17 protein-coding genes and 4 pseudogenes are annotated in these 21,747 nt (G+C 69.8%); 12 read left to right on the forward strand and 9 right to left on the reverse strand.

What is annotated here, in order from left to right; all coding sequences use genetic code 11:
• Positions 1–281: 281 nt before the first annotated feature.
• Positions 282–1,361: a MerR family transcriptional regulator gene (locus R2S09_RS34270; RefSeq protein WP_306193109.1), complete on the reverse strand. Its 1,080-nt coding sequence runs from the start codon at positions 1,359–1,361 to the stop codon at positions 282–284.
• 426 nt (positions 1,362–1,787) lie between these two features.
• Between R2S09_RS34270 and R2S09_RS34275 the strand changes: the two genes are divergently transcribed.
• Both R2S09_RS34275 and R2S09_RS34280 read left to right on the forward strand, forming a co-directional pair.
• Positions 1,788–2,111, forward strand: a complete 324-nt coding sequence (locus tag R2S09_RS34275) for a transposase (RefSeq protein WP_316745273.1) — start codon at positions 1,788–1,790, stop codon at positions 2,109–2,111.
• Between the two features lie 383 nt (positions 2,112–2,494).
• The gene (locus R2S09_RS34280) at positions 2,495–2,884 is read left to right on the forward strand and encodes a VOC family protein (RefSeq protein ID WP_306193110.1); all 390 of its coding nucleotides are present in this window, start codon (positions 2,495–2,497) and stop codon (positions 2,882–2,884) included.
• Here R2S09_RS34280 and R2S09_RS40765 read toward each other — a convergent pair.
• The gene (locus R2S09_RS40765; protein WP_399145307.1) at positions 2,824–4,044 is read right to left on the reverse strand and encodes an aminotransferase class I/II-fold pyridoxal phosphate-dependent enzyme; all 1,221 of its coding nucleotides are present in this window, start codon (positions 4,042–4,044) and stop codon (positions 2,824–2,826) included. The genes R2S09_RS34280 and R2S09_RS40765 overlap by 61 nt on opposite strands.
• 43 nt (positions 4,045–4,087) lie before the next feature.
• Positions 4,088–4,846 (reverse strand): iron-containing redox enzyme family protein, encoded by a 759-nt coding sequence (locus R2S09_RS34285; protein ID WP_316745274.1) that lies wholly within the window; start codon positions 4,844–4,846, stop codon positions 4,088–4,090.
• Between the two features lie 425 nt (positions 4,847–5,271).
• Between R2S09_RS34285 and R2S09_RS34290 the strand changes: the two are divergent.
• A pseudogene (locus R2S09_RS34290) lies at positions 5,272–6,018 on the forward strand (LysR substrate-binding domain-containing protein); the annotation flags it as partial.
• A 76-nt stretch (positions 6,019–6,094) separates the two neighbouring features.
• On the opposite strand, the pseudogene metF reads toward R2S09_RS34290, so the two are convergent.
• From metF to R2S09_RS34310, 4 genes and pseudogenes are all read right to left on the reverse strand, one after another.
• Positions 6,095–6,967, reverse strand: a pseudogene (gene metF, locus R2S09_RS34295) (methylenetetrahydrofolate reductase [NAD(P)H]); the annotation flags it as partial.
• Positions 6,968–7,010: 43 nt separating this feature from the next.
• A pseudogene (locus R2S09_RS34300) lies at positions 7,011–7,987 on the reverse strand (carbohydrate kinase family protein).
• Positions 7,988–8,004: 17 nt separating this feature from the next.
• Positions 8,005–9,253, reverse strand: a pseudogene (gene metK / locus R2S09_RS34305) (methionine adenosyltransferase).
• Between the two features lie 328 nt (positions 9,254–9,581).
• On the reverse strand, positions 9,582–10,358 hold the full coding sequence (locus R2S09_RS34310) for an alpha/beta hydrolase (RefSeq protein WP_316745275.1): 777 nt from the start codon (positions 10,356–10,358) through the stop codon (positions 9,582–9,584).
• Positions 10,359–10,472: 114 nt separating this feature from the next.
• Here R2S09_RS34310 and R2S09_RS34315 point away from each other — a divergent pair, with 114 nt between their 5' ends.
• Positions 10,473–11,300 (forward strand): helix-turn-helix transcriptional regulator, encoded by an 828-nt coding sequence (locus R2S09_RS34315; RefSeq protein ID WP_316745276.1) that lies wholly within the window; start codon positions 10,473–10,475, stop codon positions 11,298–11,300.
• A 352-nt stretch (positions 11,301–11,652) separates the two neighbouring features.
• Positions 11,653–12,141 carry an excalibur calcium-binding domain-containing protein gene (locus R2S09_RS34320; protein WP_316745277.1) on the forward strand — a complete coding sequence of 163 codons (489 nt, stop codon included), beginning with the start codon at positions 11,653–11,655 and terminating at the stop codon, positions 12,139–12,141.
• A gap of 1,136 nt (positions 12,142–13,277) precedes the next feature.
• Here the strand turns inward: R2S09_RS34320 and R2S09_RS34325 are convergent.
• Complete coding sequence (locus R2S09_RS34325) at positions 13,278–14,126, reverse strand: LysR family transcriptional regulator (RefSeq protein WP_316745278.1); 849 nt, start codon at positions 14,124–14,126, stop codon at positions 13,278–13,280.
• A gap of 104 nt (positions 14,127–14,230) precedes the next feature.
• Between R2S09_RS34325 and R2S09_RS34330 the strand changes: the two genes are divergently transcribed.
• Entirely contained in the window at positions 14,231–15,007 is a 777-nt protein-coding gene (locus R2S09_RS34330; RefSeq protein WP_316745279.1) for an SDR family oxidoreductase, read from the forward strand.
• A gap of 98 nt (positions 15,008–15,105) precedes the next feature.
• Here the strand turns inward: R2S09_RS34330 and R2S09_RS34335 are convergent, their stop codons facing one another.
• Complete coding sequence (locus R2S09_RS34335; RefSeq protein WP_316745280.1) at positions 15,106–16,296, reverse strand: IS110 family transposase; 1,191 nt, start codon at positions 16,294–16,296, stop codon at positions 15,106–15,108.
• 273 nt (positions 16,297–16,569) lie between these two features.
• On the opposite strand from R2S09_RS34335, the gene R2S09_RS34340 reads away from it, so the two are divergent.
• The 6 genes from R2S09_RS34340 (at position 16,570) to R2S09_RS34365 (ending at position 21,737) form a co-directional block, all read left to right on the forward strand.
• A complete protein-coding gene (locus R2S09_RS34340; RefSeq protein ID WP_316745281.1) occupies positions 16,570–17,748 on the forward strand; it encodes a hypothetical protein in 1,179 nt (392 codons plus the stop codon).
• A gap of 765 nt (positions 17,749–18,513) precedes the next feature.
• Entirely contained in the window at positions 18,514–18,888 is a 375-nt protein-coding gene (locus R2S09_RS34345; RefSeq protein WP_316745282.1) for a DoxX-like family protein, read from the forward strand.
• On the forward strand, positions 18,885–19,808 hold the full coding sequence (locus tag R2S09_RS34350; RefSeq protein ID WP_316745283.1) for a hypothetical protein: 924 nt from the start codon (positions 18,885–18,887) through the stop codon (positions 19,806–19,808). The genes R2S09_RS34345 and R2S09_RS34350 overlap by 4 nt, the downstream gene beginning before the upstream one ends.
• Positions 19,805–20,569 (forward strand): DUF2071 domain-containing protein, encoded by a 765-nt coding sequence (locus tag R2S09_RS34355; protein WP_306193063.1) that lies wholly within the window; start codon positions 19,805–19,807, stop codon positions 20,567–20,569. The genes R2S09_RS34350 and R2S09_RS34355 overlap by 4 nt, the downstream gene beginning before the upstream one ends.
• Complete coding sequence (locus tag R2S09_RS34360; protein WP_306193061.1) at positions 20,566–21,312, forward strand: class I SAM-dependent methyltransferase; 747 nt, start codon at positions 20,566–20,568, stop codon at positions 21,310–21,312. The genes R2S09_RS34355 and R2S09_RS34360 overlap by 4 nt, the downstream gene beginning before the upstream one ends.
• On the forward strand, positions 21,309–21,737 hold the full coding sequence (locus tag R2S09_RS34365) for a hypothetical protein (RefSeq protein WP_306193059.1): 429 nt from the start codon (positions 21,309–21,311) through the stop codon (positions 21,735–21,737). Before R2S09_RS34360 ends, R2S09_RS34365 begins: the two co-directional genes overlap by 4 nt.
• The last annotated feature ends 10 nt before the right edge of the window (positions 21,738–21,747 follow it).

Genomic DNA, 21,747 nt, shown 5'->3' on the forward strand with positions numbered 1-21,747 from the left:
TCTGAGACGGGATCTTCGCGGCCGTCCTGACCGACGCCGACGCGGAGGGTCGGATCGACTGGTCGATGGTGGGCGACGTCCGGCTCAACCACAGACAGCGTGATGTTCAGCCGCGGAGCCAAGACAGCAGGCGCCGCGGGCAGGTCGCAATGTTCTGGTTGCCCTGGTATGGGGAGCCAGCTTGACCCTCCTGGCTTGTCGGGCGAGTCGGTACTCGTCAGCTTCGCAGATGAGTTCCCGAGAGCGGATCTGGTGCAAGTCGAAGTGCATGCCGCTCGCTCCTACTGCTGGAGCTCCATGACGTCGGCGACTACGCAGCTGACGTTATCGGGGCCGCCGGAGGCGTTGGCGAGGGCGATGAGTTCGCGGACGGCCTGCTCGGGCTCACTGATCTCGGAGAGTACTCGGTGGATCTCTCGGGTCGGCACGACAGTCGACAGGCCGTCGGAGCACAGCAGATATCGGTCTTCCCCCTGAGCGTCGTGGAGGCGCATGTCGGGGTTGGTGTCGGCTCCTGGGCCCAGGGCCCGCACCAAGAGCGACCGTTGGGGGTGGGAGGCGGCTTCTTCCGGGCTGAGGCGTCCTTCGTCGACCATCGACTGGACCATGGTGTGGTCGTGGGTGATCTGGAACAGCTCTCCGCCGCGCAGTAGGTAGACGCGGGAGTCGCCGATGTGGACGAGGGCCAGCTGTGATCCGGTCCAGAGCATCGCGGTGAGTGTCGTGCCGGTGCCTTCGGATGCAGAGCCCGTCCCGGCGACGTCGTGCACGGCCTGCTTGGCCTGTTCGATGACGTCTTCGAGGACGTTGAGGAGGTTGCCGGCTGGGATACTGTCGGTTTCGAGGTGCTTGAGCGCGTCGATGGCGGCCGCGCTGGCAGGGGCTCCTTGGCTTCCGCAGCCGTCGGCGACAGCGAGGAGCCGGGATCCCGCGTACGCGGTGTCCTGGTTGCTCTCGCGGACGAGACCCTTGTCGGAAAGAGCGGCGTAACGGATTCCGAGGGACTTGACGGTCAAGGACATGGCGGGGTCCTTCCGTGACAGGTGGTCGATGAGGAAGGTGGCCAGGTCCCGCCGTGCGGCAGTGTCGGCCTCGACCTGGGCCCAGAACGCGCGGACCTCTTGGCCCGCCGGGCCCGCATCCAGCGCGCAGACATGCTGAATGCGGGCCAGCGGCATGCCCAAGCGCCGGAGCCAGGCGACCAGGCGGGCTTGGTCCAACTGCTCCGGTGCGTAGAGCCGGTAGCCGGTCACCGGATCGACGCGTGCAGGGGTCAGCAGGCCGAGCTCGTCGTAAAGACGCAGCGCCTTCGGTGACAGTCGGGACGCCTTCGCGAACGCTCCGATGGTCAGCAGCCCCATGCTCGCTCCTCCTCATGCCGAGCGCATCACCCGGCCCCACTGATGCTGTGGCCTCCCCCAAGGTGAAGGTCAACCAAGGGTCGTGCTGAGGCCCCCCCGATCGTCTCCCATGGACGTTGACAACGCGATCGGCCACGAACTGGCCCGATGGGGAGGTTCGGTCTGCTCTGCCGGCGCGCCTATGGGGAAGCCTCTGGCCCGGGCAGGGGGGACCACGGAGGCGAGCGCAGCGCGAACACCGGATCACCGTCAGCGGCCCACTGCCGGGCGACCCCACCCGCCAGCACCGCGAGAACGAAGGCTTCGACCGGGACGACTTCCACATCGACTTCCACCGCCGACAGGTGACCTGTCCCCAGGAGCCGGGTCAGCGCCGGCCGGCACGGCCCCTACCCGACGTCCTCGCCCACCGCCGCCCCATCGATCGTGGCCCGGTTCACCAAGAGCCTGTGCCGCCCCTGCCCACTCCACACCCGGTGCACCACCACCGCCGGCAGCGCCCGGACTCTGGGCTTCCCCCCACGAGAACTCCGCGACCTGCAATTCCGCGTCCGTGCCGAGCAGCAGACCCCCGACTGGAAGACCCGCTACCCGGTCCGCTCCAGAGTCGAGGGCACCAGCAACGAGTTCGCCCACGGACACGGCATGCGCCACTGCCGCTACCGAGGACAGCCGAAAACCCGTCTGCAACAGGAACTCACGGCCGTCGCCGTAACACATCGAACGCCTCAGCGGCCTGCCACCGGCTGAGGAAACCCCCTCACCACGGCCGCCGACCGCCTTCCAGACCTTCCTGGACCAGCGCAGCATCCCCCGATCGAAGTCCAGGCGAACGCTGGGCAGTTCACCTCGACCGCTCCAAGATCCTCGACAGAGTCAAGATCAGTACCCCGGCGAGTCAACTGGAAGGTCAGTAACACATCTGCGAAAATCCAATAATTGATCGCGAAGCGCGATGGACCCAATGACAAGCATGCGTTGGACCAATGAATGCCCGCTGCGCGATGCTCAGACAAGGGGCAAGCCACGGCTGCCGGGAGACCAACCGTCGCGGACGCGTCAGGTCCGGAACAGCCGGCCCCGTCGTTACCGCCATCGGCGCCCCGTGCGCCCCACCCTGCGGAGAGACATCCATGCGTGTGATCGGCTTCGACCACCTCGTCCTGAACGTCGCCGACATCGAGCGGTCGCTCGCCTTCTACACCGGTCCTATGGGCCTGCAGCCGGTGCGAGTGGAGGAGTGGCGGGCCGGCAAGGTCTCCTTCCCGTCAGTGCGAGTGAGCCCAACCACCATCATCGACCTCGTCACTGCGCCCGCCGAGCGGCCGGGGGGCTCCAACGTCGACCATATTTGCTTGGTGGTCGAGCCGCTGGACTGGCAACAGGTCATCGACTCCGGTGTCTTCACGGTAGTGGACGGTCCCGGCAAGCGCTTCGGAGCCCAGGGCACCGCGGTCTCGCTCTATGTGCAGGACCCGGACGGCAACACTGTGGAACTGCGCTGGTACCCGCAGGACGCCTGAGCTCGACGTTTACGGTAGCCTCCGCACCGGCGCCGAGCCATGGCCTTTCTCGCCGTGCGGCCTCCCCCACGGGCTCCTGGCTGCCCCGGCGCATGAAGTGGTCGGCGAACAGGAAGTAGCCCTGGGGTCGCCGGATCCGCGGCAAGGGATGGGCCTCCGGTTCCCGCACCCTGGCCTCCAGGTGGGCGCGGGCGGTCCGCACCCTGCCGGTGGCCACCTCGTCCATCTCCGGCTGGAGCGCGACGTGGGGGCGACCTTGGCCATAGGTCGACGCGAACGAGGTGAGGCCGACCTGCGCCCGCGCGGCCGCCTTCACGATGTCCGCGGGACCACGGGTGGCCGGTGCGGTCGCCGTGCATGCCGTAGGTCTTGCCGGGTCCGCTCACCCAGGTCGTCCACGGCCGCATGGAGCAGCGGCCGCCGTCGGCGAGCGCGACGTCGATGTCGGCGGACGTCCTGGCGCACTCCCCCAGCACATGGGCTTCGTAGGGGGTGTCGAACAGGACGTGGACCGGGCTCTCGCCGCGCTCCTCGCGTCGCGTGTTGTGCTCGGCGAGGACTCGGGCCAACGCGGTGAGTTCCTCGGTCGAGTACACCTTTCCGGCGGGTTGGTGCAGTCGCCCAGCATGACGATCTTGGTATGGTCCGGCAGCGCTGCCCGCAGCGCCGGCGCGGTCTGTCCGTCGTCCACCAAAACGGGGACGGCGCGGGCGTGGCGTCATGCGGCCGCACATGTCGGCGTGGTGTGGCCAGTCGGGCACCGGGACGACGACCTCGTCGCCCGGGTCGAGCAGCGCCTGGCAGGCGACCGAGATCGAGCCCTTCACGCCGCCCGGCGTCACCAGGACCTCGGCGTCGGGGTCGTAGTCGATCCCGTGCAGGCGCGCCGCGCGCCGCCGCGATGGACTCCCGTAGGAACGGGAAGTCCTTGACCGGCGTTGAAGGCGTGGATCACGTCGGAGTGGGACCGGATGAACTCGAGCACGCCCTGGTCGATCCGGGGATCGGTCGGGGTGTCCAGCGCGCCGATGCCGAGGTCGATGATCTGCTCGTCGGGGGCGGATTGCCGGTTGAGGGCGACAAGCTTCGCCGCGGATCCGTAAGCCGCCGATCCCGGGAAGGGCCAGAACGACGCCGGAGATGCCTCGTGTCCTCTGCACGCCCGGTGAGCTGCCTCTCTGTCGTGGTCGGCTCGGCCCGGACTCAGCCGGCGACCGCCTTGTACATCGCGTTCCACATCCGCAACTGGGTGTCCAGGGTCTCGGTCGCGCCGTAGGCGATCTCTGCAAGGTCCGCCTCGGTGCGGGCGTTGTTCAGGACGCACTTGCGCGCGTCGGTGGCGTGGCGCTCCTCGACGCCCTCGTCTGCGACGTGGATGTTGAAGTAGATCTCGACCTTCTCGACGAACTCGGTCGTCGGCAGGCCGGTGCTGGCGTTGCGGAACGCCGTGCGGCAGACTTTCAGCATGGTGTCCGCATGGGACTCCAGCGCCATCGCGACGCCCAGCATCCGCTGGTAGCTGCCGCCCACCAGCTCACGGGTGCGCGCGCGGTAGGCGAACGTCTCGGGGATGACCAGGGCGCTGTCACGTGCCTCCTTCACGCGCAGGGGCGCCAGCCCGAACTCGGCCTCGCCGAGGAGGTTGTGGGCGTTCTCCATCAGTACCTCGTGGCACTTCTCGGGCTCGCCGTAGCCGGCCTCCTCGTTGAGGATGAAGGAGAACAGGGTCAGCATGTCACGGTCGTCCCGGGCGGCCGCCTGGGCGCACACGTGGGCTATGCCCTTGACCGTGCCCTCGGTCCGGTGGAAGAAGTTGGCCCGGTGGAAGTCGTAGGTGCGGCTGCTCCACTGGTTTTCCTGGAGGAACGTGAAGTAGTCGTTGGTGTAGACGTCGTGCCGCTCCAGCTCCTCTATGAGGGAGACGACCTGGTCGTGCAGTACGGGTGCGGTGGTTGTCGTCATCGTGCTTCCACTCCCAGTTCGGGCGAGGTTCGGACAGGGCCGGTGACGGTTTTGGATTTGCGAACGATCGACCGGTGCGGGCGAATTCGCCCCGCGGGTCGTGGCACAGCCGGGACGGGCCGGTTCAACTTCTGGCCTGGCTGCAGCGTCCCTGAAGCTTGCCTGGATCAATCATGAGGCACGGGCCTTGACGACAACAGGCGGCAATTAGCCATTGGGTGCCGAGTAATTCGACGGCCGATGCAGCGGAAATCTGCGCGGCGGCAAAGAAAATGAGGCCAACGCGCAGTTCCCCTTGCCCGTCGGGGGATATCCGGCCAAGGGGATGCGCGTGGCCTCGCGGGAATTGCGCGAGGGCGGCCCGTTAGGCGGTCGGGGCCAGATGGTCGTCCTCGGAGACGGGGTTCGCCGAGGATTCCTTCTTCTTCGAGCGCACCACGCGCCGGGTGCGGCTCACCCCGGCCGGTGCGGCGTTCCTGCCCGCCGCCCGCCAGTGCCTGGAGGCCGCCGAGCGCGCGGCCGTCGAGGTCGCCGCCGCCATCGGGGAGGTCCGCGGGCAGCTTTCGGTCGGTCTGATCCCGTCCGTCGCCGCCGTCGACATCCCGGGCGCGCTGCGCGACTACCGGCAGCGGTATCCGCGGGTGCGCATCAGCCTCCGCGTGGGCGCGAGCGACGACCTCGTCGAGCAGGTCAAGCAGGGAGCGATCGAGGTCGCCTTCCTGGGGCTGCCGACCACGGTGCGGCCCGAAGGGGTCGGTTGCCGCGAACTCGCCCGTGACCGGCTCGTCGCCGTCGTCGCGCCCGATCACCCCCTGGCCGATGAGCCGGCGATCGACCTGCGGCGGCTGTCCTCGGAGGTGTTCGTCGACCTGCCGGCGAAGACCGCCGGTCGCGCCCAGTCCGACCTGGCCTTCTCCGCCGCCGGGCTGACCCGCGACGTGGCGTTCGAGGTGACCAACGCGGACTTCCTGGCCCGGCTGGTCGGGCAGGGCCTCGGCGTGGCGATGCTGCCCGCCGCGTATGTGGCCCAGCTCAGCGGCGTGACCACCATCGAAGTCATCGATGCGCCGGCCCGCGTGGAGTACATCATCTGGAGCCCCGACAGCCGCACCCCCGCGGCGACCGCCTTCCTGCGCCTCCTCGGCGTCCCGGACGCCACCGCCCCCTCGTGACGTACGGCGCGGCCCGCGGGATGCGGGCCGCGCCGTACGTGCCCGTTGGCGCACTTCAACCGCCCTTCGGCACAGGTCAGTTGTCGGTCAGTGCCGGTGTCCGGGGGCGTACGCTGCCGTGGATCTCCAGCGTCGCCGTCGACCGGTTGAGTGTGATGTAGTGCAGTCCGGGAGCGCCCTCAGCAAGGAGCCGCTCGGCCATCACGGTGGCATACTCGACGCCGATGCGGTGGCCCTGTTCCGGATCGTGCACCGCCGCCTCCAGGCGTTGGGCCAGTTCCTCAGGGAAGGCGGCCCCACTCAACTTGCCGAAACGACTGATCTGGCGTGCGTCGGTGGCGGGCATGATCTCCGGGATGATCGGGATGTCGCAGCCGGCCGCCGCCACCCGGTCGCGCAGCCGCAGATAGTCCTCCACGTGGAAGAACATCTGCGTGATGGCGTAGTCGGCCCCCGCCCGGCACTTGGCGACGAAGTGCCGGATGTCGCTGCCCCAGTCGGGTGAGCGCGGATGGCGTTCGGGGAAGGCCGCGACACCGATGCTGAAGTCCCCCGACTCACGTACCAGGGAGACCAGTTCGTGGGCGTAGGTGAACCCGTCCGGATGCGGGATCCAGGGCGCGTCCGGAGTACCGGGCGGATCACCGCGCAGCGCGAGGACGTCCTGGACGCCGGCGTCGGCGTACTGGCCGATGATGTGGCGCAGTTCCGGCACCGAGTGGCCGACCGCGGTGAGGTGCGCGACGGGGCGCGGGGTCGTCTCCGCAGCGATCCGTTTCGTCAGCTCGACGGTGCGGTCTCTTGAGGAGCCGCCCGCCCCGTAGGTCACCGACACGAAGTCCGGGGCCAGCCGCTCGATCCGGCGGATCGTCCGCCACAGACTCCGTGCTCCGGCGTGAGTCTTCGGCGGGAAGAACTCGAAGGAGAACGTGGGGGTTCCCCGGTCGAGGACAGCTCACAGGGTCGTCACGTCCGGCCTCCGGTCCGCGCGGTCATGTGCCGTTCCCCAGGTGCGCGCCGATCTCCCGCGCCGCCTCGGGTCCGAAGGCCCCGCCGATCCGGGCCAGGATTTCGGGGGGAGTTCGTACTCCTGGGTCCCGACGGACCCGAGCACCGACGTGGCCAGCGCACAGCCCAGTTGCGCCGCCCGCTCGTGGGGCAGCTCCCAGGCCAGGCCCGTGAGGAAGCCGGCCCGGAAGGCATCGCCCACGCCCGTCGGATCCACCACGTGCTCGCACGCTACGGCCGGCACGTCCGTCCGTCGCCCGCCGGCCATGAGCGACACGCCCTTGGCGCCGCGGGTGACGATCCAGGTGCCCACCCGCCGCAGCACGTCCTGCTCGCTCCAGCCGGTGCGCTCACGCAGCAGCGCGCTCTCGTACTCGTTGGTGAACAGCAGCCGCGCCCCCTGCACCAGGCGCCGGATCTGGTCGGAGTCGAGGCGGGCCAGTTGCTGGGACGGGTCGGCCGCGACGGGAACGCCGAGCGCGTGCCCGGTGGTGGTGTGCCGCAGCATGGCCTCGGGGGCGTCGGCGCCGACGAGCACCAGGTTCAGTCCGCCCGTGCGGCGGTGCACCTCGGCGAGGTCGATCCGGCCGGCCTCACTCATGGCGCCCGCGTAGAACGTCGCGATCTGGTTCTGATCGGCGTCCGTGGTGCACACGAACCGGGCGGTGTGCAGCGTCTCGCTGACCCGGACGGAGCCGGTGTCCACGCCGGCTTCCCGCAGCCGCTCCCCGTAGGCGGCGAAGTCGACGCCCACGGCGCCCACGAGCACCGGGCGCAGGCCGAGGCGGCCCATGCCGAAGGAGATGTTCGCGGCCACGCCCCCCTCACGGACCTCCAGGTGGTCGGCGAGGAAGGACAGGGACACGTGCTCGACCATCTCGCTGATGAACTGCTCCGCGAATCGGCCCGGATAGACCATGAGATGGTCGATCGCGATGGAGCCTGACACGGCGATACGCACTGCGCTCCTCCTCGGCTTCAGGCGCGGTCGGCGCGGAGCGGGGTCCCGTGCAGGCCGACGGCCCTGCGCAGGGCGTCCACGCGGTCGGTGCGCTCCCAGGTGAAGTCCGGCAGCTCGCGGCCGAAGTGGCCGTAGGCGGCGGTCTGGGCGTAGATCGGGCGGAGCAGGTCGAGGTCGCGGGTGATCGGGGCCGGATGCAGGTCGAAGACCTGGTCGATGGCCTTCTCGATCTTCTCGGGGTCGATCTTGTGGGTGCCGAAGGTCTCCACGAACAGACCGACCGGCTCGGCCTTGCCGATCGCATAGGCGACCTGCACCTCGCAGCGGGAGGCCAGGCCCGCGGCCACCACGTTCTTCGCCACCCAGCGCATCGCGTACGCCGCCGAGCGGTCGACCTTGGACGGGTCCTTGCCGGAGAACGCGCCGCCGCCGTGGCGGGCCATGCCGCCGTAGGTGTCGATGATGATCTTGCGGCCGGTCAGGCCCGTGTCATCCATCGGGCCGCCGATCTCGAACCGGCCGGTGGGGTTGACCAGCAGGCGGTAGCCCTCGGTGTCCAGCTTGATGCCGTCGTCGGCGAGCTGCTTCAGCACCTGCTCCACGACGTACTGCCGCTGGTCCGGCACGAGCAGCGACTCCAGGCCGACGCCGGCGGCGTGCTGCGCGGAGACCACGACCGTGTCCAGGCGTACGGCCCGGTCGCCGTCGTACTCGATGGTGACCTGCGTCTTGCCGTCCGGGCGCAGGTAGGGGACGGTGCCGTTCTTGCGCACCTCGGACAGGCGGCGGGAGAGCCGGTGGGCGAGGTGGATCGGGAGCGGCATCAGCTCCGGCGTCTCGTCACTGGCGTAGCCGAACATCAGGCCCTGGTCGCCCGCGCCCTGCCGGTCCAGCGCGTCGCCGCCCTCGACCCGGGCCTCATGGGCGGTGTCCACGCCTCGGGCGATGTCCGGGGACTGCGCCAAGGGACACGGACACACCACAGGAGGCGCCGTCGAAGCCCTCCTTCGAGGAGTCGTAGCCGATCTCCAGGATCTTGCCGCGGACCAGGGTCGCGATGTCCGCGTAGGCCTTGGTCGTCACCTCACCGGCCACGTGCACCAGACCGGTGGTGATCAACGTCTCCACCGCGACCCGGGAGGTCGGGTCCTCGCGCAGCAGTGCGTCGAGAATGATGTCACTGATCTGGTCGGCGATCTTGTCGGGGTGGCCCTCGGTCACGGACACCGTCGAGCGGAAGCACCTCGACAGACACCGGACTTGCATCAAGTGTCTCCCTGAGCTACAGCCAGGCCGGTTCCTCGACATCGATCAGCCGGCTCAACTCACGCATGCCCGAATCGCCGCGCCCGCACTGTGCGTCCCAATCGGCGGGTCGCTTCGACGAGCCACCCGCCGATCGAGATCACCTCTAAGCAGCGCCCTTACGCGCCGTGCAGTAAGGGCCACTGAGCCCCGGGCCGCTGAGACCTTCCATGTCCTGCACTTGCGCTGAAGGCTTCACCGTCCAGACCGGCACAGCACCTCGGGGTCGCGCTCACCGCGGACCATGGCCTGAAGCATGTCCGGGACACAAGCACCGGCGATGTCGTGGTCAAGCTGCTGGTGCGAAGGCCGTGATGGCCTCGACAAGGTCGGCCGGGGCTTCCAGCGGGATCAGGTGACCGGTATGCGGGACCACCACGAAGTCGGCCTGGGAGAGGTAGGGCACCAGGTTGTCGCGGAGCACGTCGACGGGTTCGACCTGATCGTTCTCTCCGGCGACGACGAGGGCGGGAACGCTGACCATGCGCGTGTGCTCGGTGATGTCCTGCGCGATGCCGCGCAGCGGCCACTCGGTGCGGGCGGCCTCGGTGACGGTCCGCGCATCGGTCACGATCTGCGCCTTGACCGATGCGGGCAGCTCGGTGGCGGTGAGGATGTGGTCCCGTGCCCCGGTGACGGAATCGGCGGAGTCGTAAGCGTGCGACAGGGCTTCCTGGTACTCGGGGGTGATCTGTGCGGCGGGCTTCGCCGGGCCGGAGCCGACGAGGACGATGCCACGCAGGCCGACGGGCCGGGTGGCCGCGACCAGCTGTGCGACCTTGCCCCCCATCGAATGCCCCACCAGGACGTAGTCGGTGACCCCCGCGTCGGCGAGCACGGCGAGCGTGTCGTCGGCGAGCTGACCGAGCGTGTAGGGGCCGGGCAGAGCGCTCGACCGGCTCCACCCGCGGAAGTCGACCGTGAGCACGTCACGGCCCGCGAGGCGGTCGACGACGAGGTCCCAGGTACGGGCGGAACCACCCCAGTAGTGCAGGAACACCAGGGTCGGTCCGGTCCCCGGCCGGTGGTCGTAAACGGGCAGAAGCGTCTGCTGCGTCATGCTCATGGTGGCTCTTCTTCCAATCAGTGTTCCGAGCGATTGCCCTGTGAGTTCATTGAAACTTCTGCACCCGGACGGGACATCGGCGTGACTGGTCGCCCGATGGTGAAAACTGGACACGTGACCGTGATCCGGCAGATGACCTACCAGCCCGCAGGGCGCCGCGCCGCCGCGGTCGAGACCATGACGTTCGACCGCCTTCGCGAGCTGAACGACGGCGGCACCCAGCGCGCCGACTTCCACGTCCTCGCCGTCATCGACGCCGGACACGGCTCGGTCACGGTGGACTTCCTCCACCACCCGCTCACAGAGCGGTCCGCGGTGTGGATTCCACCCGGAGCGGTGCACCGGTGGGACGACATCGGCGATGTGGCGGGGCAACTCGTACTGTTCGTGCCGACAGCGCCGGTCACCCACGCCACCCGGCAGCTCGTCGCCTCCCCGGACCTGGCCGCGCACTGGAGCATCCCCGACGCCGACTGGCTGTTCGTCGACACCGCGCGCAACCATCTCCTCCTCGAAGCATCCGCACCACCCGAGGTCTTCTCCACGGAGCTGCCCGAAATCCTGCTTTCCGCGCTCATCGCCCGGCTGCGGCCCCCGCACGCCGAAGCACCACTCACACATCCGGTGTTCCGGTTGTTCCGCTCCAGCGTCGAGACGCACTTCCGCAACCACCACGACGCCAGCTACTACGCCCGTGCTCTGGGATACGCGCCCCGCACCCTCTCACGAGCGGTGCAGCAGGCCACAGGCCGCACCGCGAAGGCATACATCGTCGACCGGATCATCCTGGAAGCCAAACGGCTCCTCGCGCACGACCGCCTCACCGCAGCCCGCTGCGCCGCCACGCTCGGCTTCCCCGACGCATCCAACTTCTCGGTGTTCTTCTACAACGCGACAGGCATGCGCCCGGGCGCATGGAAGGCGACGGTAGCCCTCGAGTGAGGCGGTGCACTCAAGAAAGGCACTCACATCCCTAATCACGGACGGTCACAACCCATGATCGCCGGAACTCCGTACTCGCCTCGCTGCATCGGCGCCACCGCGCCTATCTGCGCCACCTCTTAAGTTCAGAGAAGTGACGAGCCCGAAGCTGATCGCACCGCTCCAGATGCCTCGGGGCATGACAGATCTCCCGCATACCTCCGAGCACCCCCAGCCCAAAGACCAGCCTGACCGGCCCGCGACCAGGGCATAACCACCGTTTCATGATCGAGTGCCTGCACCCCGAATCCAGTCAACAGGGCACGAAGCAACCGGCTACGGTCATCCCTCCCAAGCCCCCAACGAGGGAAGGATGACCAACCGGTACACCACGCCGTCGACCGTCAGACCAGCACCGAAGTGGGCGCGGAGGCGGTATGTACTCCCTGCGCTCGCACTGGCCTGCTTCATCGGTGTAGGGGTCGGCGACGGCGGTGACAGCACGCCGAAGACGAAAGCGGCGGCGGACGACAAGCCGCAGCCGGCCGCGACCGTCACCGCGACAGCGACCGTCACGAAAAACCGCCGAACCCGAGCCTGCGCCTACCGTGACCGCCACGAAGACGTTCCAAGTGAAGGTCACCGCCACGGCGCATGCCGCGTCCGACCTAGGCTCCAGCGGCACCGGCACCGGCAGCGACAGCGCCTACAGCGACGGCACCAGTGGCGGGAGGGGGGCGGCAGCGCCTACTACGCCAACTGCTCCGCAGCCCGCGACACCGACGTCACACCCCTGCACGCAGGCGATCCCGGGTACAGCCGTCGACTCGGCCGTGATGGCGATGGCGTGGCCTGCGCATAGCGGATGCGCGACCGCCCCTCTCATGCGCGCGGGCGTGAAAGCCAGCGTCACCGGGAACGCAACGTTCACTGCCGTACTGATGGCATCACCACCACTGATCAACCCTGAGGACCCGATACTCCGCCGCTGCAACACCGGGCCCTCCGCGGCGTCTCGGACCCACATCGACCGCCCCGGGTGCGCGGCACCCTCCGTCTGTTCGACATAGCTCGCCGACCGTTCGGCCCGGGCCCGCGCCGTCTCCGCGGCATGGCGTGCCTGCCGTGCAGTGTCCTCTGCCCGTGCGGCTCGCCGACGTGCGCGGTCCAGGCCGCCTCGCATACGGCGCCGTAGTTCGACCGTGGCGTGGAGCTGCTGGGCCGGCTCGGTGGCGCGTTCCTCGAGTTCCCGCAGTGCGGCCCTCGGAGCACTCGACTGCTGCCTGGGCCTGGCCGTCCTCTTCTTGCCGCTGCCGGGCCCGCTGCTCGGCTGTTTCCGCCTCCCGCTGGGCCTGTGCCGGCCTCCTGCATGCTTCGTCCGTGCGGCGTTGCCTGCGGACGGCCCTGCCGACAGGAGCGGCATCGGGGCGTCCTGGCTTCGATGGCGGCTTTCCCGCGCGCCCGGTGGGGTCGGGCAGCCGGCCGGGCGGATGTCTCGTTGATCGCGGCCGTAGTCGTGCCGGGCCAGGTTCGACGGACTGCCCACCCCGCAGGGACCTGGTGGTACCCGCCACCGTCGTGGCGGAAGCGTGCTTCCTGATCGAACGGTACGGGGGCGCCGCCGCGGAGGCCATGTTTCCTCGACGACCTGGCGGCCGGCGCCTACGGCACCGTCACGGGCCTGATGCCCGAAGATCTGCAGCGCATGGCGGAGCTGGTCCGCCAGTACACCGATCTGCCGCTGGGTGGCACGGACGCCTCGGTCGTCGCGGTCGTTCGAGCGGGTCAAGACGCTGCGCGTCGCCACGCTCGACCGACGCCACTTCACCGTGGTGCGTACGCGGCGTGGAGAGGCTTCCACGCTCTGTCCGCCGTGACTGCTGCCTCTGATGGAGGACGCAGCCGGTCACACCCTCAAGACCATCCAGCAACTGGCCGACGGGTGAAGCAGGCTGCAACGAGACAGGTCGCCGTGAGTCTGATTCGGCACGGCGGCGGTCACAGCGCGGTCGCCGCGCGGACCAGACCCGCGACCGCCGTGGAGCGGCTGTGCGGGGGCCAGGCGATGACCGTCGTGACGCGCGGCGCATCGACGACCGGCACAGCGGTCAGGCCCTCTCCCAGGCCGGCGCGGCCCGTCTCCGGGACGATCGCGCAGGCCCGGCCGAGGGCGATGAGCTGGGTGAGCTGAGTGTGGTCGCGCACCTGCGGACCGGGGCCGTCCGGGAAGGTGCCGTCCGGGCGGGGCCAGCGAGGCAGGGGCAGATCCGGCAGGCCGGTGATCTCGGCGAGCCGCAACTCCCTACGCATACCGAGCGGATGACCCGCCGGGAGGATCGCGATCTGACCCTCGGTGTGCAGTTCCTCGGTGTCGAAACCGGCCGTGTCGTCGAACGGCCGGTGCAACAGCGCCACATCGGCCCGGCCGTCGCGCAGCACCGGCGCCTGCTCGCCCGGCCCGCACAGGAGCACGTCCACGGCGACCGCGCCAGGTTCGGCCACGTAGGCGTCGAGGAGTTTCGCCAGCAGTTCGCTGGAGGCGCCGGCCTTCGCGGCAAGGACCACCGCGGGGCGGCCGGTCCCGGCGAGGGCTGCCCGGCGGGTGCGCCGCTCGGCCGCCTCGACGGCGTCCAGCGCGGCCCGCGCCTCCCGCAGCAGCACCGCCCCCGCCCCGGTCAGCGTGACGCCCCGGCTGCCGCGCTCCAGAAGGGCGGCCCCCAGACGCCGTTCCAGCCCGGCGATCGCCCGCGACAGCGGGGGCTGGGCGATCCCGAGCCGATGCGCGGCCCGGCCGAAGTGCAGCTCCTCGGCGACCGCCACGAAGTACCGCAGCTCACGTGTCTCCACCCCGCCAGCGTAACCCGGCCGACCAGGGGCGATACCCGGCCGGTATCGCCACCCACCCGATCGGTCTTGGACCCGCCGCGGGGTGCGGGAGAACCATCGGAGGCATGAGCGAAACGAACGAGACCAACATCGTCGGTGAACAGGTCGATGGACAGGCCGGTGAACAGAAGGTGGCGCTGGTGACCGGCGCCAACAAGGGCATCGGGTACGAGATCGCCGCCGGACTCGGCGCCCTCGGCTGGGAGATCGGGGTCGGTGCACGGGACGAGGCGCGGCGCGAGGCCGCCGTGGCGAAGCTGCGCGCGAACGGGATCAACGCGTTCGGGGTGCCGCTGGACGTGACGGACGACGCGAGCCCGACCGCGGCGGCCCGGCTGATCGAGGAGCGGACCGGACGGCTCGATGTGCTGGTCAACAACGCGGGCATCACCGGCGGCGGTCCGCAGGAACCCACCAGGGTCGATCCGGACCGGGTGCGGGCGGCCGTGGAGACCAACGTCATCGGCGTCATCCGCGTCACCAACACCCTGCTGCCGCTGCTGCGCCGCTCCCCGTCGCCGCGGATCGTGAACGTCTCCAGCAGCGTCGGCTCCCTCACCCTGCAGACCACGCCCGGCACCGAGACGGGCCCGATCTCCGCCGCCTACGCACCGTCGAAGACGTTCCTCAACGCCGTCACCGTGCAGTACGCCAAGGAACTGGCCGACACCAACATCCTGATCAACGCCGTCTGCCCCGGCTACACCGCCACCGACCTCAACGCCTTCCAAGGAGTACGCACCCCACAGCAGGGCGCCGTCTCCGCGATCCGCCTGGCTACCGTCCCGGACGACGGCCCCACGGGCCGCTTCTTCTCCGACGAAGGCGAAATCCCCTGGTGACCGTCCTTCTCCAACGGCCGCTCGTAGAAGGTGAACTCAGTGGCCAACACCAGCGCCCGACGGGATCCCCCGGCCGTGGTGGATTCCTAATGGAGCTGTCAAGCGGCCGGGGTGACGGGCGGTATGGGGTCGTAGCACCGTCCGTCACGCAGGAGGGCCCACAGGACGTTGACCCGTCGGCGGGCGAGCGCGAGTACGGCTTGGACGTGCCGTTTGCCCTCGGCGCGCTTGCGGTCGTAGAAGCGCCGGGACTCGTCGCAGCAGCGGATGCTGATCAACGCCGAGGTGTAGAAGACGCGTTGGAGGCGTCGGCTGTAGCGCTTGGGTCGGTGCAGGTTGCCGCTGATCTTTCCCGAGTCGCGGGCGGCGGGAGCGACGCCGGCGAATCCGGCGAGCCGGTCGGCGCTGTCGAAGGCGTCCATGTCGCCGCCCGTGGCGGCGAGGAACTCGGCGCCCAGCAGGGGCCCGATGCCGGGCATGCTGGCGATCACTTCGGCGTGCCGGTGCTCGCGAAACCGGCCCTCGATGAGCTTGTCGGTCTCGGCGATCTTCTCGTTGAGGGCCATCACCTCCTTCGCGAGGGAGTGCACGACCTGGGCGGTGATCTTCTCGCCGGGGACAGCGGTGTGCTGGTTCTCGGCGGCCTGGACGGCTGCGGCGGCGAGCTGGTCGGCGCCGCGGACCTTGCGGTTGCGCAGCCAGGTGGCCAGCCGCCTGACGCCCGTGCGGCGGATGGCGGCTGGTGTCTGGTAGCCCGTCAGCAGCACCAGCGGGCCGACGTTGCCGAGGTCGAGCTCGCGCTCCAGGCCGGGGAAGATCCCGGTCAGGTGGCCGCGCAGCCGGTTGACGGCTCTCGTGCGGTCGTCGCTGAGGTCGCGCCGGCGGCCGGTGAGGATCTTCAGCTCGGTGACCAGCTCGTCGCCGGGCCGCAGGGGCATCAGGTCACGCCGGACGCGGGCCTGGTCGGCGATGACCGCGGCGTCCTTGGCATCGGTCTTGCCGTCACCCCGGTAGCCCTCCGAGGCACGGTTGACGGCCCGGCCGGGGATGTAGAGCAGGTGCTGGCCGTGGTTGAGCAGGACCGCGATGGCAAGGCCGGCCCCGCCATCGGCCAGGTCGATGCCCCAGGCCGTCACTTCGCCGAGGTCCAGGACGTCGCCGAGGAGCTTCAGCAGTTCGCTCTCCTCGTTGGCGACCCGCCGGGACAGCAGCCGCTTGCCGGTGTCGTCGATTACCACGCAGTGGTGATGGGTCTTCCCGGCGTCGATACCGGCCCAGATCGCTGTCACTCGCTTCTCCGCAGGTCGTGTTCGTACAGGTACCACGGACGACCTCGCTGTCGAGTCCCTACAGAGCGATCAGTGCCGCAATTCCTAATGAGCAGCCGAGTCGTCGTGGAGGCCGGGCGGCGAACCCTAGGCAGCCACGAACGGCAGAGGACTGAAAGCCACACCCGAACCCCCTGGGTGAGCCAACCCTACGAATGGCTCGCTCATCCCGAACAACAAGGTAGGGAGGACTGATCTGCCCAGTGTCAGAGGCTGCTGGCAGCATCAACCGCTATGAACATCACCCGTACCACCCCGCCGCGGCCGCTCGACGTGACCGCACTCTTCCCCCAACTGGCCCCGCTGGCACGCACGGCGACCCGGCTGCACCCTCACCCCGGGTCGCCGTCGCCGCGCGACAGCTCCGTCGGCGGCCCGCTGTTGTGGCCGGCCGAAGAGCCGTGGCCGCACTGCGAAGGACCGCACGAGCTGGACGGGGTGAACCCGGCTCTGTCGCCGGTGGATTTGAGACTGGAACGGCGGCTACGTGCCGCCGCGCAGGGCCGGGATCTGACCCCGCAGGAACGGGAGACCCTCACCCGCATCCGTCCCCCGAGGACCTATCCGAGACCAAGGCCGAGTCGCCAACCGTATGACGGGGCGATGGCGATGTTGCCGCTGGCGCAGCTGTACGTGCGTGACGTGCCCGATCTACGCGCGCCCGCCGGGACAGATCTGCTCCAGGTGCTGTGGTGCCCCTTCGACCACCCTCCGATGAAGTTCATGCCCAGGACCGTGCTGTTCTGGCGGTCCGCGGCCACGGTCACCGACATCCTCTCCGCACCCCCGGAACCGCCCTTGGTGCAGTTCGACGGCTACCTGCCCGAGCCGTGCCTGCTCGCTCCGGAGCAGATCACCGAGTACCCCAACCCCTTGGAGCTGAGCCAGGAACTCCGAGCCGCGCTCGGAGACTGGAACAAGTGGCAGGCCGCCGGCGCCGCGGTGGACAGCCGGTACGCGTCGTACCCGGAGGAGTTCTACTCGGGCAATCTGTCCGTCGCGCCCGGCTGGAAAGTCGGCGGCTGGGCCCCCTGGGGTTACACCGACCCCACCACCCAGTCCTGCCCCGCCTGCGACACCACGATGGTCCCGCTGCTGACCATCCCCACCTTCGAATGGGACGACAGCACCCGCAGCTGGATCCCGTACGAAGATTGCGAAGATCGAGAACACACCAGTCCGTCCTCCATCCACACTCGCCCGGAGGGCCAGGACCTGATCGACTTCTTTCGCGCCCAAGGCCTTGAGGTGCACGACCGCGGTCGCGTCCCCCGCGATACCCGCGCCACGCCGCTCGGCACCGACCCTGTCCCAAGGCAGCCGACCGCCGTCCAGATCGCCAGCGGCCAAAGGCAGCAGCTCTACGTCTGCCCGACATCGCCGGAGCATCCCCATACCGAGCTGATGCAGTAGACGCACCGACGACAACCGATCGCACAGTCGTCGCTCCGCAACTGGTCGACTTCACTGCAGCCATGAGGGCAAGCCGCTGGACCATAAGGATCTGCCCAGCCGTGAGGGGGGCATCTGGGATCTCAGAGACCACGTGCTCGATCTGAGGGTCCCGTCCGTGCCCATCGCGAGCAAAGAGGCTGATCACCAGGTCGAACTCCCGGACCGCAATGGCCGGCTGTATCTCTCCGGTGGGGCCTGTCCAGAAATGGCCTCCCATCCATAGACCGGGCACAACCTCATCCCAAGGCGTATCAGGCCCAGGGACGTCTCGGCCCCGCTGCCGTGTTTTCACCTGCGCTCCCGGTGGGTCAACGAGGCGATCACACCGCACGTTCCCGTCGACCGCTCTGTAGCGGTGCGGCACCTTGAATCCTGACTGGATGAGGCCAGACCGCAAACCCTGCTCGCAGGGTGCCGGCCCCAGCCGATGGCCGCGCTTCAGGCCCTGACTTGGCCATTGAGACTCCGCCGGGTCGGAGAACCACACCTTCGCGCCCTGTGTTCGTGTCGTCGGCCGCGCCCTGCATCGCCGTCGCCGGCGTGCCGGCGGTGGCGTTGAGCCAGTCCGCGGAATCCGAAGACAGGCCGAGGGGCCGATGCTCAGGCAGGAGCCCCTGTCGGCGGGGCGCGCTATGCCTTGACGAAGGCGCTCTGTACGACGTCTTCGGCGCCCATGGGGCCGGAGCTCGCCCTGGATGGTGCGGCAGGCATGATCATCCCGTGATGAAGATGTGGCGGGTCCGGGTGGCGCGGTGGGCGATCGCCCTGGTGTGGTTCTACGAGGGGTTCTGGTGCAAGATCTGGCCGGGGCGGGCGGACCAGCGGGCGATCGTGGGTGACGTCCCGTTTCTGCCAGGGTGGGCGGTGACGGGAGTGCTCGTCGGGATCGGTCTGGCGGAGGTCGCGATCGGCGCATGGGTGCTGAGCGGGCGGCGGGCGCGGTTGGCCGCGCTCGTGCAGACCGTGCTGGTGGTGGCGTTCAACCTGGGCGGTCTGCTCTTCAGCTCCGGCCAGATCGACGAGCCGGGACGGCTGGTGACGCAGGACCTGGCCTTCCTGGCGCTGATCTGGATGGTGACCTGGACGGCGGCCGAGTGAGCGGGACACCGTGGGCGCGCGGTCGGCTGCTCGGCGGATTCGGCGGTCCGCGCCTGCTCTTCGGGCGGATGTACGAGGACTGGGGTGTCGAGCTGGCGGTCTTCCCGCCGCCCGGTGCTCGGGTGCTGTGCATCGCCTCGGCGGGGGACACAGCGGCAGCCCTGCATTCGGCGGGGTACGAGGTGACGGCCGTCGACGTCAATCCGGTACAGCTCACATACGCGCGGGAGCGGCTGGCCGGTGGCGGGATCCGGGAGGGCACGGCGGAGGCGGTCATGCGTCTGGGCCGGGGCGCCACGGCGCGGCTGCTGCCCGCGTGGCGGCAGAGAGAGCTGCACGGCTTCCTGACGCTGGACGATCCGGTGGAGCAAGCTCACCGCTGGCGGGAGGAGCTGGACACCGAGGGTCTGCGCCGGCTGATGCGGGTGGCGCTGCGCCCCGGCGGAGCCCTGGCGGTCGCGCTGCGTCCGTCGTTCGCCGGTGTCGTACCGACGCGTTTCGACGAGGTGCTGCGGCGGCGCCTGGAGCGGACTGTCTGCAGGCATCCCAATGCACGCAACCCGTGGTTGTGGCGGCTGCTGGCGGGCGAGGAGCCGCCGGGCACCCCGGCGCTGTGGGCACCGGGCGTCCGGCTGGTGTGCGACGACGTGGTGCACGCGTTGGAGCAGGCGCCGCGCGGCGGCTATGACGCGGTGACGCTCTCGAACGTTCTGGACGGGCCGGGCGCCGACTTCGCCCGTCGGCTGCGGTCGGCCGTACGGCACGCGGTGCGGCCCGGCGGGGTGGTGGTTCTGCGCAGCGTCCGTGAGCCGGGTCCGCACGGGCCGGGCTGGGCGGCACAGGACCGCTCGGCGTTGTGGGGTGTGATAAGAGCCATGCGTCTCGGGGCCACTGCCCCGGATCGGAGGATCGAACCATGAGGCATCTGCTGCAGCGCCATCCCGTGGCGATACGCACGCACTTCGCTCACTCACTGGTGTTGACGTACGCGCTGCCTTCCGCGGTGCTGCACCCACTGGTCCCACCGGGCCTGGAACTGGACACATACGAAGACCACGGGTTCGTGGCGGCCGCGCTGGTGGACACCCGCGCCCTGCGGCCGACGGTCCTGCCCGCCCGTTTCGGGGCGGACTGTGTGCTCACCGGTTACCGCGTCTTCACCCGCTTCCGCACTCCGGGCGGGCGCGTCATGCGAGGACTGCGCATCCTGCGCAGCGACACCGACCGCAGACTGATGGTGCTCGGCGGCAACCTGCTGACCCGCTACAACTACCGCCTGGCCCGGATCAGCGCCAGGGCCGAGGGCGAATCGCTGGAGTTCCGCGTGGACAGCGCCGACGGCCGAGCGGACCTGCACGTCCGGGCGGACCTCGGCAGCGCGCCGGCACCACTGCCCGCGGGCAGCCCTTTCGAGGACGCCCGCGCCGCCCGGCGCTTCGCGGGCCCGCTCCCTTACACCTTCGAGTACGAGCCGCAGACCCGGTCGATGATCGTGATCAAGGCGTTCCGTGCTCACTGGGACCCGCAGCCCGTCTCGGTCGACGTGCGCCGGCTGACCTTTTTCGACCACGGTCCCTTCGCCGGCACGCGGCCGCTCCTCGCCAACGCCTTCCACGTCGCCGACCTGGAGTACGGCTGGGAACGCGGCCTGCGCCGGACCGAGAACGGGAGCGAGCGGTGACCCGCCGGTCGGGCGTGCGGGACGTGATCGCCTACAACTGGCCGCAGTACGCCGCCGGCCTGGCCACCACGGCGGTCTTCGCCGCCCTGGCCGGCCGTCTGCCGTACCCGCTGCGCACCCTGGCTCGCGCAGGCTCAGCAGCCGCTGTCGGTCTGCTCACTTCCGCAACGGTCGCGAGCTGGCTGGTCTACGACCGCTCCGAACTGTACGACTTCGACTGGTTGGACACGCTGCTGCCGCAGACGCCGTCCGAGCACCTGGTGGTGGGCACCGGCCTGGACGAGGCGAGCGCCCCGCTGGCCGCCCGCTGGCCGGCCTCCCGGCAGATCACCGTCGACCTTTACGACCCCGCCGTGATGACCGAGGGCTCGGTGCGCCGGGCCCGCCGCCGGGTGCCCCCGCCATCGCACGCCCTGCCCGGCCGTCCGGATGCCCTTCCCGTGCCCCGGTCCGGGGTGGACGCCGTATTCCTGGTCTTCGCCGCCCACGAACTGCGGCAGGTGAAAGACAGGGAGCGGTTGTTCGAGGAATGCGCCCGGGTGCTGCGCCCCGGTGGCCGCCTGGTCCTGGTGGAACACCTCAGGGACGGCCCGAATACGGCCGTCTTCGGGCCGGGTGCCTGGCATTTCCTCCCCCGCGCGGAGTGGCTCCGGCTGGCCGCGCACGCCGGTCTGCTTCCGGCGACCGAGCATCGCATCGCCCGCCTGGTCACCGCGCTCGCCTTCACCAGGGGACCGTCATGAGCCACCTCCTCGCTCTCACCTGGCAGTTGCGCCTGGTCGGTATGGCCCTCATCGGCATGGGGCTGCTGCACGTGGTGCTGCCGCGCGTCCTGGGCTGGCCGGACGACCTCGGCAACACCAGCCTGCTGACCCGGCAGGTTTCCTACGCGCATCTGTTCTTCATCGGCCTCACCTGCGTGCTGCTCGGCGCACTGTCGCTGGCGTTCGCCCGGGAGCTCCTGACCGGCGGATCCCTGCCGACCGTTCTGCTGTGCGGGCAGACCCTGTTCTGGGGCCTGCGCTGGGTGATGGAGTTCGCCTATTTCTCACCGCGGTTGTGGCGGGGTCATCGGCTGCGGACGGCGGGGCACGTCGCACTCTCCGCGCTGTGGACGTGGGTGACCGCCGTGTTCGCGGTGGCGACGGTCCACGCAGCAGTCCAGTAGTGCTTCGTTA

Source organism: Streptomyces sp. MK7 (assembly GCF_032658145.1).
Lineage (GTDB): Bacteria > Actinomycetota > Actinomycetes > Streptomycetales > Streptomycetaceae > Streptomyces > Streptomyces spiralis.

Coding starts and splice junctions, on each gene's coding strand:
- R2S09_RS34285 (WP_316745274.1), bottom strand. CDS start 4,846: ATGACGACAACCACCGCACCCGTACTGCACGACCAGGTCGTCTCCCTC.
- R2S09_RS34345 (WP_316745282.1), top strand. CDS start 18,514: ATGAAGATGTGGCGGGTCCGGGTGGCGCGGTGGGCGATCGCCCTGGTG.
- R2S09_RS34310 (WP_316745275.1), bottom strand. CDS start 10,358: ATGAGCATGACGCAGCAGACGCTTCTGCCCGTTTACGACCACCGGCCG.
- R2S09_RS34280 (WP_306193110.1), top strand. CDS start 2,495: ATGCGTGTGATCGGCTTCGACCACCTCGTCCTGAACGTCGCCGACATC.
- R2S09_RS34330 (WP_316745279.1), top strand. CDS start 14,231: ATGAGCGAAACGAACGAGACCAACATCGTCGGTGAACAGGTCGATGGA.
- R2S09_RS34365 (WP_306193059.1), top strand. CDS start 21,309: ATGAGCCACCTCCTCGCTCTCACCTGGCAGTTGCGCCTGGTCGGTATG.
- R2S09_RS34340 (WP_316745281.1), top strand. CDS start 16,570: ATGAACATCACCCGTACCACCCCGCCGCGGCCGCTCGACGTGACCGCA.
- R2S09_RS34320 (WP_316745277.1), top strand. CDS start 11,653: ATGACCAACCGGTACACCACGCCGTCGACCGTCAGACCAGCACCGAAG.
- R2S09_RS34270 (WP_306193109.1), bottom strand. CDS start 1,361: ATGGGGCTGCTGACCATCGGAGCGTTCGCGAAGGCGTCCCGACTGTCA.
- R2S09_RS34355 (WP_306193063.1), top strand. CDS start 19,805: ATGAGGCATCTGCTGCAGCGCCATCCCGTGGCGATACGCACGCACTTC.